The organism is Serratia sp. 2880STDY5682894, assembly GCF_001537385.1.
GTDB classification, from domain to species: Bacteria; Pseudomonadota; Gammaproteobacteria; order Enterobacterales; family Enterobacteriaceae; genus Serratia; species Serratia nevei.
On record NZ_FCJA01000002.1, the window covers coordinates 399736 to 413567 of the forward strand.

General features: G+C 56.9%; 10 protein-coding genes. 1 reads left to right on the plus strand and 9 read right to left on the minus strand.

What is annotated here, in order from left to right; all coding sequences use genetic code 11:
* The coding region (locus tag AWX27_RS06655) for an NAD(P)H-dependent flavin oxidoreductase (RefSeq protein WP_197414192.1) at window positions 1-425 on the plus strand (425 nt) is incomplete at its 5' end.
* Between the two features lie 167 nt (window positions 426-592).
* Here the strand turns inward: AWX27_RS06655 and AWX27_RS24415 are convergent.
* From AWX27_RS24415 to AWX27_RS06695, 9 genes are all read right to left on the minus strand, one after another.
* Window positions 593-868, minus strand: coding sequence for a hypothetical protein (locus tag AWX27_RS24415; RefSeq protein WP_072265420.1), 276 nt, complete (start codon window positions 866-868; stop codon window positions 593-595).
* Between the two features lie 15 nt (window positions 869-883).
* Window positions 884-2950: an S-type pyocin domain-containing protein gene (locus AWX27_RS25280; RefSeq protein WP_230200948.1), complete on the minus strand. Its 2067-nt coding sequence runs from the start codon at window positions 2948-2950 to the stop codon at window positions 884-886.
* A 243-nt stretch (window positions 2951-3193) separates the two neighbouring features.
* Window positions 3194-4333 carry a tail fiber domain-containing protein gene (locus tag AWX27_RS06665; RefSeq protein WP_060420337.1) on the minus strand — a complete coding sequence of 380 codons (1140 nt, stop codon included), beginning with the start codon at window positions 4331-4333 and terminating at the stop codon, window positions 3194-3196.
* Between the two features lie 425 nt (window positions 4334-4758).
* Window positions 4759-6141, minus strand: a complete 1383-nt coding sequence (locus tag AWX27_RS06670) for a serralysin family metalloprotease (RefSeq protein ID WP_060420339.1) — start codon at window positions 6139-6141, stop codon at window positions 4759-4761.
* A gap of 502 nt (window positions 6142-6643) precedes the next feature.
* The gene (locus AWX27_RS06675) at window positions 6644-7933 is read right to left on the minus strand and encodes an alginate export family protein (protein WP_060420341.1); all 1290 of its coding nucleotides are present in this window, start codon (window positions 7931-7933) and stop codon (window positions 6644-6646) included.
* Window positions 7934-7974: 41 nt separating this feature from the next.
* Entirely contained in the window at window positions 7975-8874 is a 900-nt protein-coding gene (locus AWX27_RS06680) for a VOC family protein (protein ID WP_060420343.1), read from the minus strand.
* Between the two features lie 482 nt (window positions 8875-9356).
* Window positions 9357-9716: a DUF805 domain-containing protein gene (locus AWX27_RS06685; protein ID WP_060420345.1), complete on the minus strand. Its 360-nt coding sequence runs from the start codon at window positions 9714-9716 to the stop codon at window positions 9357-9359.
* A 114-nt stretch (window positions 9717-9830) separates the two neighbouring features.
* A complete protein-coding gene (gene katG / locus AWX27_RS06690; protein ID WP_060420346.1) occupies window positions 9831-12026 on the minus strand; it encodes a catalase/peroxidase HPI in 2196 nt (731 codons plus the stop codon).
* Window positions 12027-12285: 259 nt separating this feature from the next.
* Complete coding sequence (locus AWX27_RS06695; protein WP_060420348.1) at window positions 12286-13689, minus strand: coniferyl aldehyde dehydrogenase; 1404 nt, start codon at window positions 13687-13689, stop codon at window positions 12286-12288.
* Window positions 13690-13832: the final 143 nt, after the last annotated feature.

Sequence of the window (13832 nt, forward strand, 5' to 3'; positions counted from 1 at the left end):
TCCCGGTGATCGCCGCGGGCGGCATCATGAACGGGCGCGGCATCGCGGCGGCGCGCTTGCTGGGCGCGCAGGCGGCGCAGCTGGGCACCGCGTTCCTGTGCAGCCCGGAGTCGGGCATCGCCGATGCCTGGCGGGTGGCGCTGCGCAACGCCGGCGATGACAGCACGCGCCTGACGCGCGCCTTCAGCGGCCGCCCGGCGCGCGGTATCGTCAATGATTTCATGCGCCAGATGCGCGCGGAAGAGGCGCAGATCCTGCCTTATCCGGTGCAGAACGCGCTCACCGGCGATATCCGCCAGGCGGCGGCCAAGGCCGGGCGCGGGGAGTTTATGTCGCTGTGGGCCGGGCAGGGAGTGGGCCTGGCGCGGCCGATGCCGGCGGCGGAGCTGGTCGCCACCCTGGCGAGGGAGCTGGAGGCGGTGTGACCTCGTATGCGCGATTTGGGGGGAGCAACGGAGCCAAAACCGTCGTTTTCTGACCTTGGGCTCGACTGAAAACCAATCTGGCGTGGAATTAGCCATCAACGAAAACGTCCAACAAACGCTCGTTTGTTGGACGCTGCTTAAAACGCACTTATGGAAGGCACTGGTAATTATTCAATACCGTATTTTTTCTCGGTTACGAATGCGGGTTCTTTCCAGTTTGGACCTTTTTTATAGCCACCTTTTCCATTAGATGATACATCCCCTTTTTCTCGCATACTTTTCACTAATGAAATCAGTTCAATGTTTGATATACGTTTATTACCATACATAGTGCAATACCCATCTAATTGAGGATGAGATATCCCGTTTTCTTTTCGTCCCGACAAGAATAAAACTATGTCTCGGATTTGTTCATTTTCAAACATAGGTTTAAAATCAATCATATATAGCCTCTGGATTTATTCATCACCAGCTTTTAATGCTTCTGGTGTATATAATAGAGAGCGATCGCTACTTAATTTGTAATCTTCCAACGTCGCCGTATGAGTGTTATTCCACGTAGCACCATCGTCATCAGGTGATATTCCATCAGGAACACCAACTGCTCTATAACGCTCCAATTCCCTGAGTTCGTGGGTGTAAAAACGCTTGTCGGTATCGGTGGGCTGTACTTCTCCCTTCAGGATTTTTTCCAGGCGGTCAATCATCACCTTGTTATCGGGAGATTCTCCAAACCGCCCGGTATGCAGCTTCACCTTGTCCACGCCGGCGCGGTCAATGGTGGCAGTTTTCCAGTCCAGATTCTGAATTGGGCCACCGGCCTTGTCCGTGTTGTAGTCGCGACCACTGTATTGTCCTTTAGCGTTGGTTTCACCATAGATACCACTGAGCATGACATAGACAGGCTCAACGCCGGTCCCCGTTGCATCAGGCTGCCAGTAGATAAAATCCTGCAGTGGCATGTCATCTGCAGGGAACGTCGTCGTGACGATACTGTCGGCCTGCTTTATCTCCGTACCGGTATGCACCGGCGTTACCGGCGCTGCAGGCGCAGGATTGCCGGTATGCCACGGCCCCGACGGGGCAGCGCCCGGGTTTATCAAAATGGTTCGCCCCGGCGCACCGGCCACCGCCGGCAAGGTGATCCGGTCCAGGCCGGTTTTTTCATCGCGCACCGGCCGATACACCGGCACGGTAGCGGAGACGCCGCTCGTTCCTGTTTTGACCAGTATTACCTCTTGCTGACCGTTATTCCCCCGGCGAATAAACCCGCGCACCGGCAAATTGACCGTGGTCATTTCCGGCTGAATCTGTGTTTTCCCTGCGGCAACCAGGCTGGCCGGAACGGTAAACATCTGTGTCAAATCACGACCCAGCAATTTATCAATATCGCTCTGACTTTCACCGGCTTTCCCCGGCCAGAATCCGAAAACGAAGGCGCCGACTGCCGGAGCTACCGCACTGAGCGTGACAACCCGGGAAACTTCGACGGCGCCGCGCCACACTCCACCGGATACCCAGCCGGCCAGCTCACTGGCGCTGGTCATCACGCTGTTGATCCATGTCGATAATTGTACCATACCGCCCGCGCGGTTGAGCACCATGACCCCGGCCGTGGCCATCGCGGCATTGGCCGCTTTTATCATGCCGGGTGTATAGACCGGGGCGTCCAGTACGCCGGCTTTGGCGAACAGCGCTTTCCGTGCTGCTTCAGCCTTGCGGGCTTCCTCTGCCTTACGGGCCTCTTCGGCTTTGCGGGCTGCTTCCGCTCGACGGGCTTCCTCTGCCTTGCGAGCTTCCTCAGCTTTGCGGACCTCCTCTTCCTTCTCGCGCAGTTCACTTTCTAAATGTTCAATATTTTGTTTAGCTGCGTCAATTTCTAATTGTATTCTCTTCTCCTCTTCCAGTTTGTTACCCATCTCTTTTCTGGTCAATGATTGCTGCTCCCTAACCCAGGGCGTAGGTTTTTCTCTAGAGAAGAACCAGCTTTCATTATTCAGCTTTAAATATTCCTGATGTACTTTTCTCTTATTAGCTTCGTTTCGAAGAATGGTAAGACGTTCTTTGCTTACCTTTAACTTACTAATAATTGCTTTTAGGTTTGCTTTCTCGAATTCACTAAGTTGACTGCTTTCAGCTTTCTTGCTTAATGCATCAATATCCTTTTGAATTTCTTTAATTTTGTTGTCAGCTTCATTGACTTTATTAGCGTAAAACTGAATGGCTTTATCCGAATCCTCACGATAACTCTCTTTTGCTTCATTACTGAATGGCGTGATATCATCATCGTCAGGATCAAAAGCACTTATCGGTTTATTAATATCGGAAATTTTTTGATCCCAGATATGGGTAATATTACTCAATTCCTTCTGTCTATCAGGTAAACCCTCGCCAACCCATGCTTCTACAACCATATTGCTATCTGATAAGTCAAACCCTCGTTGCCACCCATGTCCATTCCAGTTGTATCCCATTGAAGTCATTACATCGCGTTCATACTGCGTTGTATCTTCATATCGTGTCATAATCCGATCCCTCTTCAAATAGAACGATGTAATCAACGCGATGCCGAGCTGCGAATAACGCAGACATTATCGAACCGGGAAGCAGCTTTTGCATTTACACCGCCTTGACGCTCCCTTCCTTTACCATCACCGTAATTAAATCCATTCATAATTGAGTTCCTTTCCGTCATCGTGTTGTACGCGTGGTACTCACCTGTAAAGGCGCTGAGAGGCATTCAGTGCTAACCCCCCCAATATTGTTAATCAGGCGCGCTCAATGCCTTTTTCCAAGGCTGCCAGTCGTCTTTCAAAAGCCTCTCGTTCTGCTTCGCGCAGTGAGCGTTCTTCCTTAAGCGCCTCAACCAGCAACGCCACTACGCCGTTGATATTGATGCTGCGGGCATCTTTCAGTACGCTGCCGTCATTGAGTTTCAGCTCGGTCTGGGCAACGGATTGGGGGAGAATTTCTTCCACTTCCTGTGCAATCACGCCGGCTTCCGGCACGCCCTGTTTGAGGTAGGTGTAGCCGCCGATGTTGGCCAGCTTGTCCAGGGCGCCGTCGATTGGGGTTATTTCCGTTTTCATACGGACGTCAGAGCTGATGTTCCACCCGCCGCCGGTGACGGCATAGCCGTCTTCTTTGAAAACGAACCAGCTATTTTTATTACCGTCACTCACGTTAATGACCAGCTCGTTGTACTTCACATGGTCGTGATGATAAATTTTTACGTGTTTGTTACCTGGATTAGGTAAATAAAGCCCGTTGGTGAGGGATTCCTGCGATTTATCGACATTCTCAGGCGGGCTTGCAGTGAACCATCCGTGAGCGTTGCGTTTGGTCAGTTGCCCAACAGACAGCTCGGCATTGGGTTTGACCCGGAGTTCATTCCAGTTTCCCTGCCAGTCGCGGTAAGAGAGCAGGCCATAATCCTCTTTGCCGGCGACCACGCGTGACCCCATCAACATGGCCGTAGTGACGTTACCGCTGGTGAAGTCGGTATGTACGGCAGCCGCATCATAGACCTGCCCATTAATAAGTGGGGCTGGACCGGTGGTCGCGGTGGAGATGCCGGCATTATGCGACACCATCGCCCCGCCGGAGATATCTACGCCGTTGCGCAGAGCCACCCGACCGGAAACCAGATTGAACGAGAAGGGGCGCAGCGTGTTCCACTGCCCGTCCTGGGCCTGCCCGTTTGGTGTGGTCAGGGCATAAAAATCTTTGCCATCGTTACGCAACATCACGCCGGTGTTGCCGTTGGCCAGTCGAAAGCCGTTGGCAGATTTTGAGACGATTTCATCGTCGCTGATGACCCGTTTGCGAAGGGTGGTGAGTGATTTAAGTTCGGTGATGTCGTCGTTGACGCCACTCTGTACCTGGGCATTTTTCTTTTGTTCAGCCATGATAATTCCTCAGTTTATTAATAAGTTCCTGCCATGGAAATGGCGCATGGTAACGCCTTAAAGACAGTTAACGACGCTGCGCATTTAAGGCGAAGATGGTTAAAAAAAGTACGAAATCTGTATGTATGAACAGTAGTTTGTGAGCATCAAGAATAAATATCAAATGATAATGACAATCGTTTGTTGTGTGGTGGATGAGACAAGAAAGTAGAACGGATGATTTCTGGCGATGACGTGATAACTTATTAATTTATAGATCAATGGTCATTTAAATTGACTGCTTAAGTGTGTTTGTTGTTCCGTTGCTCCCCACACCCATTTACTGCTTTGGCGATGGATGTGGGAACCGCGCAAAAAACGCCAGCGGCAGGCCTGAAAAGAAATAAACAGTCCGGCGTTCGCGCCGGACTGCGGGTTTGTCTTGGCTAGACGAGAATATCGGCGGAGGCGTCGACCTGCCCAACGATTTTAACCAGGAAATCAGGCAATTGATTGCCGGAGAGATTGATGGCCAGATCGGTGACATTCTGCTGCGCGTCATAATTCAGCGCCGCTTCATACAACGAGCCGCTTAAACTATTCACGAAGTGCAACTCGCTCCCTTCTGCCTTAGCCGTCTGGTTGATCCACGAGAGATCGATTTTATCCACCGCCGTCTGGAAATCACGGATCCAGTCCGGTGCGGCGGCTTGGCTGTCGCCGGCTGCGCGGAAGACGAAGGTGTCGGCGCCTGCATTGCCCCAGAGCTGATCGGCGCCGCCGGCACCGTAAATGATGTCGTTGCCTGCACCGCCTTTTAGCGTATTGTTCAGCGCGTTGCCCACTAAAATGTCGGCGCCGCTGCCGCCGATGATATTTTCAATCTGCGCGCCGTAGGCGATGGCGATATTCGCCTTCAATCCGCCCACATCTGAGAATGCGCCTTCGTTAATGTTGATGCGCTGATCCTGGCTGTAGCCTGAAAAATCCAGCGTGTCATTGCCGCCGGCATCCCAGATAGCCGCCACGATTTTGTCCGTGGACGTCTTAACGCTCAAAAAGTCTCTGTCCGTATTCGAGTTGAAACCATAGGTGGTATCGCCGGTGCGCGTGGTGGTATTCGCGCCGTACAGCTTCTGAATGGCGGTAATATCATCCAGCTGCGGCCCCGAGGGCCATACGCCTTTATAGTCGGTACCGGTGTTTTGTTCACTAAAATAGCTCATCAAAGAATATTGATGGTCGTCCTCATAATATTTCGCCGAGTTGGTGTAGGTGGGGTAAGTCGCGTTGGAGGCATCATAGTTTCCGGGGTGGGAGAGCCCGAGCGCATGCCCTATTTCATGGGTGAGCGTATCCCTGGCATAGTTATTGGTCTGCGGATTCGAAGCGTCGTAGCCTTTGTTACCGCTGATCCAGATGGTGCTTTTAAGGTCGTTTTGCGTACTTTCATAGGAGGTGTAATTGCCTCCGCTGGCCGCCTTATAAAAACCAAACTTTATATCAGCGCTTTTGGCATCGGTGCCTTTGACCTCGGTGAAGGTGATATTGGCCACGTCCGACCAGGACTGCAATGAAAGCTTGGTTTGGGCTTGCTGCGCGGCGGTAAGCTGCGCGGCGCCCGTCTTGTCGCTGCCGGTATAGACGGGGAAAGAGTAGGTCAAGGTAGCCGCATGGTCGGTCACGCCTTTGCCATTGGCGGAATAATGGCTCCTCAGCAGCAGATCTGAAACCTCTTGCGTGGTATATGACGGTTTACTGCTCCCCGCGTGATCGCCTCTTTCATAACGGGTTAAATAATCGGAAATCTTATCGGTCGCTAATGACATATCAAACTCCTTTGGACGTTGACAATATTGCACCTAACGCTCTATATGCTCGTACACAGGTTTGAAAATCAGGGATAATTAAGGTGATATCATTGGCTTGCCTCCTTGGTCTGGCTTGAATATCGCACTCAAGCGGGATATGTCCTTATCATTAATCACGGTGAGGAATTAATGGTGCGCAGTGATTGGCTGAAAGCAGTATAGGCATAATTATTTTATTAATGAGTTATTCTTATATGAATCTTTTACATAAGATATGCGTAAAAGGCGTGCTTAAATAACCAGGTGGAATTAAACCTTTATTTAATATTACTCTGTAATTGGCTCGCGAAGTTTATGTGACTGATTTATCTTTTTGCTTTTCTTTGATTTTTATCTGTGAATGGCGGTGAGTAACCGCCATTGCCGTAACGCATAGAGGCGGCCACACGCCGACGATCGTCATTAATTGAGTTCGGGATTATTAAGGGCACCCGCGTACACCAATTAACTTGACTGATACTTAAAAACTGTAGGTGCCCTGCGCCAGCACGAAGTTCATGTCTTTCAGCCCGGCATGTTGCTGCAGGCTGTGGCCGACGTCGAAGTAGACATAGGCCACTTTGAACTGGAGATCGCTGCGTGGCGTCCAGGTGGTTTCGACCTGATACTGATTGCCGATAAAGCGCGAGCCCTGCTCGCTGCCTTTCACCGGGCGCATCGGCCCGAGATAGAAGGCATCCTCGCGGCGTTGCCGCCATAGCGCGTCCCAGCTGAAATCGATGGACAGGGTTTGCCACGGCGTAATCGTGACCGAAGGGTGGATGGCGATCAGGTTAGCCGGCGCCACCAGTCCGTTCTCGGTCAGGTAGGGCAGCTTGGGGTACATGGCGTTAAAAGTATTGAGCTGCCCATCGTGACCGTTTTTATCGCCGCTGGCGATGCCAATCTTGCCGCCGAAGCGCGGTTGCCAGCGCCAGTCGCTCACCGTATACCCGGCGTGCGCCGACGCCGACCAGGCGCGGATGTCACGCTGTTCTGCGCTGCCGAACTGCCAGGCGGCCTCGTTGTCCCAGTCGAATCCCTGCGCCGCGCCGAAAATGCGCGCGCCGACGGTATAGCGCCGCTCTTGCCCGCTGAGCTGCGCGTAGTGGGCATCGCTATCCTCAAAGCCGAAGGTGTAGAGATCGAGCGAGGAAGCCAGCGCGGCCAGCGGCGTGGTGCCGTACAGCCCCCACACCTTTTGGCTGTTGTCGGTATCGTCGTCGAAACTGCCGGTTTTAAGGGTGACGGGATGGCCGATAAAGGCGTCGAGGCGGTTTTTATCCTTGGCCCAGCTGGCGCGGACGGCGTCGAAAGAACGGCGCACGTTGGGGCCGTCGCGGGTGCCCATCAGGTGTAGCGAACCCAGCGCAATCTCCTGGCGGCCGACCCGCAGGGTGCCGAGGCCGTAGGCGGTGGGCAGTTTTAAGTCCACATAGCCCTGACCGAGATAGGCATGATCTTCGTCGGTCGGCTTGCGCCCGCGATCGCGCGGCGTGGCCAGTGACGATCCCAACTGAACATAGGCGCCAAAGTTGTCGCCATAGTCGAGGCGTGCGCCAATCAGCAGGCGCTGCATGAAGGTATCGTCGCGTCCGCCGCTCAGATCCCGTTGATCTGTCCATTCATAGCGCTCGCGCAGTGAACCGTCGAAAGACAGGGTGGCCGCATCGCCCAACGGGATGTTTTTCCAGGGGGACGCGGCGGGCTCCGCCGCCAGGGCGGGGAGCGTGGAGAACAGCAACAGTGCGGGAAGCGTGCGTTTCATCATGGATATCCGAAGAAAAAAGCGCGCCGCAGCGCGCCTTGGGTTTATTTAGCCGCCTGGTGAATTTCGGCGATGTAGCCGCCGGGGAAACGCACCAGCGCCGAGGCGCGGCGCTCCGCCGCCGTCGAACGCCACAGCACCTGCGCGCCGCTGGCCGTCGCTTTGGCCAGCGTGGCCGGCAGATCGTCGACGCCATAGCCGGTGCGCTCATGGCCGAACGGATAAGGCAGATGCCCGTCGGTGACGAAAATGCGCGTTTTGCCGAAGCGGGAGTCCAGCGCGATCTGACGGATCTTACCGTTGTCGCTGCGGCCGATCGCCGTATCGCTGACCTGTTCGTCGCTCACGACCTTGCCGTGCGAGAACGCCTGGTAGCTTTTCAGGAAATCGTCGACGCGGTAGGCGGAGAGATACAGGCGGTTTTCCGGCACGCTCAGCAGCGGCTTGTAGTTAGGCGCCTTGGTGTGCCAATAGAGCTGCATGTTGACGCCGCCGGGCCACTGGATCACCGCGTCGCGGCCGATCGGATCGTCGAAAGGCGCAACCTGCACATCGGCGCCGGCGGCCCTGGCTTGGCGGATGGCGGCGTCCATATCCCTGACCAGAAAACCGTTGCGCTCGGTGCCGAACGGGTGCGGGATCGGCGTTTTGAAATCGAACACCGAGAAGCTGCCGGCCGGCGTCAGTATCAGCTGGGAGTAAGTTTCGCTCGGCGTGGGCGTGACGTTGACCAGCACGCGTTCGGTGCTGGTACCGCCGAATGTTTTCAGAATGCTGTCGACAAAAGCATCCATCTTGCCGCGTTCGACGTAGACATGGGTGGTGTCATATTGCGGCCCTACGGCGAGAGACGCCGTATCGGCCGCCCAGGACAGTGCCGGGAGCAGCAGCGCAAGGGCCGATATCCTCAGCCGACGAGAAGAAATACCGATAATATGTTGCATGATGACCTCCAGGTAGCGGTTATTTTCCTGAGTAAAGTGTGATTCCCTATGACCTTTCCCGTCGGTTGAAAAATAAAAAAGAAAAGCGCAGTGCGCGGGGTGAAGCATTAAATAAGGGCGAGCGTCTGGCGCCTGGGAAAATATCACCCAGGTGCAGAACCTCTTTTTTATTGGCATAAAAACGGTGGGCGCCTTTGGCGGCCGGGCCCGCAGCCGCTAAGGGGCGGCGATGAGAATAAGGCCCGCCTTGGCGCATATTGAGGTGAATCGAGGATAATCCATAATGGTGTTCTCCTGGATGGGATATATCGCATTAGCCAGCTGAGTTTACGGTCTTCATTGCCGTCTAAATATAAATACAGCATTAAAAGAATTGCCGCCCATCAAATTTTTATATGACTTGTTGAGTAAATACGAATAAGCGGGTAAAGAGAATATCGCGGCGCCAGCCATGGCTCGCCGAAGCAGGCCGTTGAGGGGGCTTACGCCAGGTTTGGGCGATCGTCGTAAGGGTTATTGATGTTCTTAGCGGGAAGGAACAGCGCGAAGATCAGCATTACATAGGGTGTGAAGCAGAACCATGTCAGGCACCAACCACCGGAGTAACCCGCATCATGCAAACGGCGCACATTGGCCGCTAGCATAGGCAGCAGAAACGCCGCAAGCGCGAAAATGGAAATCTCATTCATCTTGCTGGCGATAACGGCGAGATAAAGCAGAAACCAAACGTGTTGGCACAAAAGCAGCATTGAGTAAGGCCCACGGCTTTCGCGGCCTGAGTAAGTGAAGGTCTTTTTGTAACTGCTGAAGAGCGGGTGAGCGCTGTCCGATGTCTTTATCATGCCATCTCCTTGGCTGCGGTTAGCCAACGTTAGCACGAGATTGCGATAAAGATATGCATCAATGATTAAAAAGCCCGCCAGGTTTACCGTGGCGGGCTTTGTGCTGTCGCTTAGTTACGCCAGATCGAAACGATCGAGGTTCATCACTTTGTTCCAGGCGGCGACGAAGTCGTGGGCGAACTTCTCCTGCGCGTCGGCGCTGCCGTAGACTTCGGCCAGCGCGCGCAGCTGCGCGTGTGAACCGAACACCAGATCGACGCGGCTGCCGGTCCACTTGACCGCACCGCTGCGGCGATCGCGCCCTTCGAACAGGCCGTCTTCACCGACCGGGTGCCAGGTGGTGCCCATGTCGAGCAGGTTGACGAAGAAGTCGTTGGTCAGCGCCTGCGGCCGCTGGGTGAACACGCCGTGCTGCGTGCCGCCGACGTTGGCACCGAGCACCCGCAGCCCGCCGACCAGCACCGTCATTTCCGGCGCGGTCAGGGTCAGCAGCTGCGCCTTGTCGACCAGCAGCGTTTCGGCCGGCACGCGGTATTTGCCCTTCAGGAAGTTGCGGAATCCGTCGGCGAGCGGCTCCATCGCTTCGAAAGAGTCCACGTCGGTCTGCTCCTGCGAAGCGTCCATGCGGCCCGGCGCGAACGGCACCGTCAGGGCCAAACCGGCGTTCTTCGCCGCCTGTTCCACGCCCGCGGCGCCGGCCAGTACGATCAGATCTGCCAGCGAGACGCGCTTGCCGCCGGTCTGGGCATCGTTGAAGGTGCGTTGGATGCTCTCCAGCTTGGCCAGCGTCGCGGCGAGCTGCGCAGGCTGGTTGACCGCCCAGTCTTTTTGCGGTGCCAGGCGAATGCGCGCGCCGTTGGCGCCGCCGCGTTTGTCGGAACCGCGGAAGCTCGAAGCGGAAGCCCAGGCGGTGGAGACCAGCGCCGACACCGGCAGGCCGGAAGCCAGCACGGCGTTTTTCAGCGCGGCGATGTCATGCTCGTCGATCAGCGGATGATCGACCGCCGGGATCGGATCCTGCCAAATCAGCTCTTCCTGCGGCACTTCCGGGCCGAGGTAGCGCGCACGCGGCCCCATGTCGCGGTGGGTCAGCTTGAACCAGGCGCGGGCGAAGGCGTCGGCCAGCTCCTCCGGGTGCTCATAGAAGCGGCGCGAAATCTTCTCGTAGGCCGGATCGAAGCGCAGCGACAGGTCGGTGGTCAGCATGGTCGGGCGGCGTTTTTTGTTCGGATCGAAGGCGTCGGGAATGGTTTCACCGATGTCTTTCGCCACCCACTGATGCGCGCCGGCCGGGCTTTGGCTCAGCTCCCATTCGTATTCGAACAGGTGGCGGAAGAAGTCGTGGTTCCACTGGGTTGGGGTGGTGGTCCAGGTGACTTCCAGGCCGCTGGTGATGGCGTCTTTGCCGACGCCGGTGCCGAAGGTGCTGTGCCAGCCGAGGCCCTGCGACTCCAGCCCGGCCGCTTCAGGATCGGCGCCGACGTTAGACGCCGGGCCGGCGCCGTGGGTCTTGCCGAAGGTGTGACCGCCGGCGATCAACGCCACGGTTTCTTCGTCGTTCATCGCCATGCGGGCGAAGGTTTCACGAATGTCGCGCGCGGCGGCCACCGGATCGGGATTACCGTCCGGGCCTTCCGGGTTGACGTAGATCAGGCCCATCTGCACCGCCGCCAGCGGGTCTTCCAGGTCGCGGTCGCCCGAGTAGCGGCTGTTTGGCCCGCCGCTCAGCTCCAGCCAGATCTTCTCCGAACCCCAGTAGACGTCGTCCGGCTCCCAGGTGTCGGCGCGGCCGCCGGCGTAGCCGAAGGTTTTGAAGCCCATCGATTCCAGCGCTACGTTGCCGGTCAGGATAATCAGGTCGGCCCAGGAGATATTGCGGCCGTATTTCTGTTTGATGGGCCACAGCAGGCGGCGCGCCTTGTCGAGGCTGACGTTGTCCGGCCAGCTGTTGAGCGGGGCGAAGCGCTGCTGGCCTTCGCCCGCGCCGCCGCGGCCGTCGCCGATGCGGTAGGTGCCGGCGCTGTGCCAGGCCATGCGGATGAACAGGCCGCCGTAGTGGCCGAAGTCCGCCGGCCACCATGCCTGCGAGTCGGTCATCAGGGCGTGCAGATCCTGTTTGACCGCCGCCAGATCGAGGCTGTTGAAGGCATCGGCGTAGTTGAAGTCTTTGTCCATCGGATCGGACAGGGGGGAGTGCTGATGCAGCGGTTTCAGGCTGAGCTGATTAGGCCACCAATCCTGATTGGTGGGGCCGTCTTGCGGTGCGGGCTGCTTGCCGCCCGAAAACGGGCATTTGCTTTCAGTTGTCATAATGCGCTCTCTGCTTCCGTAAGGGTGCTCCAGCCGCCGGGCGTGGAGCGGTTAACAAGGCATGCGGGTCAGGCTTGCGTCGGGTGTTGCGCTAAGTAACTGAACTCAATGGAATCACATCGCCCTGGCCGCTAACGGGCACAGGGCGACTCATGGCTAAGCTTAGTCAGCGGCGGCGGAGAGATAAAATAGGAATGAGTGAATATTGCGATAGCTTGCGGCGATTCATGGCTGTGTTATTGATAGCCGGCACGCCGCCTTATCGACGCCGCAGCATCACCTTGAGCACCGCGTCTGCCAGCTTGCCGAACGGTGCGCGCAGCAGATCGGTGAAGTGCCAGCGGCTTTGGATGAAGACGCCCTTGGCGTGGCTCAGCGCCCGGAATCCTTCAATGCCGTGATAGGCCCCCATGCCGCTGGGGCCGATGCCGCCGAACGGCAGATCGTCCTGGGCAAAATGCAGCAGGGTGGCGTTGACGCTAACGTTGCCGGAGGTGGTGCGCGCCAGCAGCCTGTCCTGCAGCGTGCCACCTGGGCCAAAGTAGTACAGCGCCAGCGGGCGCGGCCCGGCGTTGATCACGTCGATCGCTTCATCAAAGGCGGCGTAGGTGCGTATCGGCAGCAGCGGCCCGAAGATCTCCTCTTGCATGATCCGGCTGTCGTCGGGGGCGCCGACGATCAGCGTGGGGGCGAGGGTTTTCGGCCGTTCCGCCGCCGAGTCCGGGCGGTGGCCCACCGGAACGATCCGCGCGCCCCGCGCCTGGGCGTCGGTGAGCAGATCTTGCAAACGCTGGTAGTGCCTGTCGTTGATGATGGCGCCGTAGTCATGGCTCGTCGGCCCGTCAGGGTAAAACGCTTTGACCGCCGCGTCGTAGAGCGCGATGAAGTTTTCCACATCGTCCTGATGGATCAACAGGTAATCGGGTGCGATGCAGGTTTGGCCCGCGTTCGACAGCTTGCCGAACGCCAGGCTGTTAACGGTTCTGGCGGTGAGCGCGCCGGGCGCCACGACGGCGGGGCTTTTGCCGCCCAGCTCGAGCGTCAAGGGCACCAGATTTTTACCGGCCGCCTGCATGATCTGGCGGCCGATCGCCGTGCTGCCGGTGAACACCAGGTGATCGAACGCCAGTGTGCTGAACCCGGCCCCGACGTCCGGCCCGCCGGTCACCACCGCGACCTCATCGGCGGGAAACAGCGCCGCCAGCATCGTTTCGATGAGTTGGCTGGTGCGCGGCGTGAGCTCCGAAGGTTTCAGCATCACGCGGTTGCCGGCGGCCAGGGCGGTGGCCAGCGGGATGAAGGTCAACGAGAAGGGATAGTTCCACGGCGCCATGACGCCAATCACGCCTTTAGGTTGGTATTGCACGTAGGCGCGCCCGGCCTGGTACGGCAGGGCGACGTGGCGGCGTTCCGGCTGCATAAAGCGCTTCAGGTGGCGCAGCAGATAATCGATCGCCTGCACGGTGACCAGGATCTCCAGAATGTCGGTTTCGTAAGGCGAGCGGTGGCCGAAGTCCGCGCTGACGGCCGCCGTCAGCGCACCGCGCTGGGCCAAAATGGCGCTCCGCAGGCGGCGCAGGGCGGTTTTGCGCTGAGCGATCGTCGGTGCGCCGTCGCGCAGGAAGGCATGGCGCTGGGCGGCAAGCCGTTGCTCCATCGTCATGAGGATGTTATCTCCCTGCACTTGAATTCTCCTGATGCCGAGTGAAAGCGGGAATGCGGTTTGCCGAATCCTGTTTGACCTTAAAGTGAGCTTTAAACCTATACTCGTTAAACGATCAACGCAAGATCGTCGGCCAACCGGGA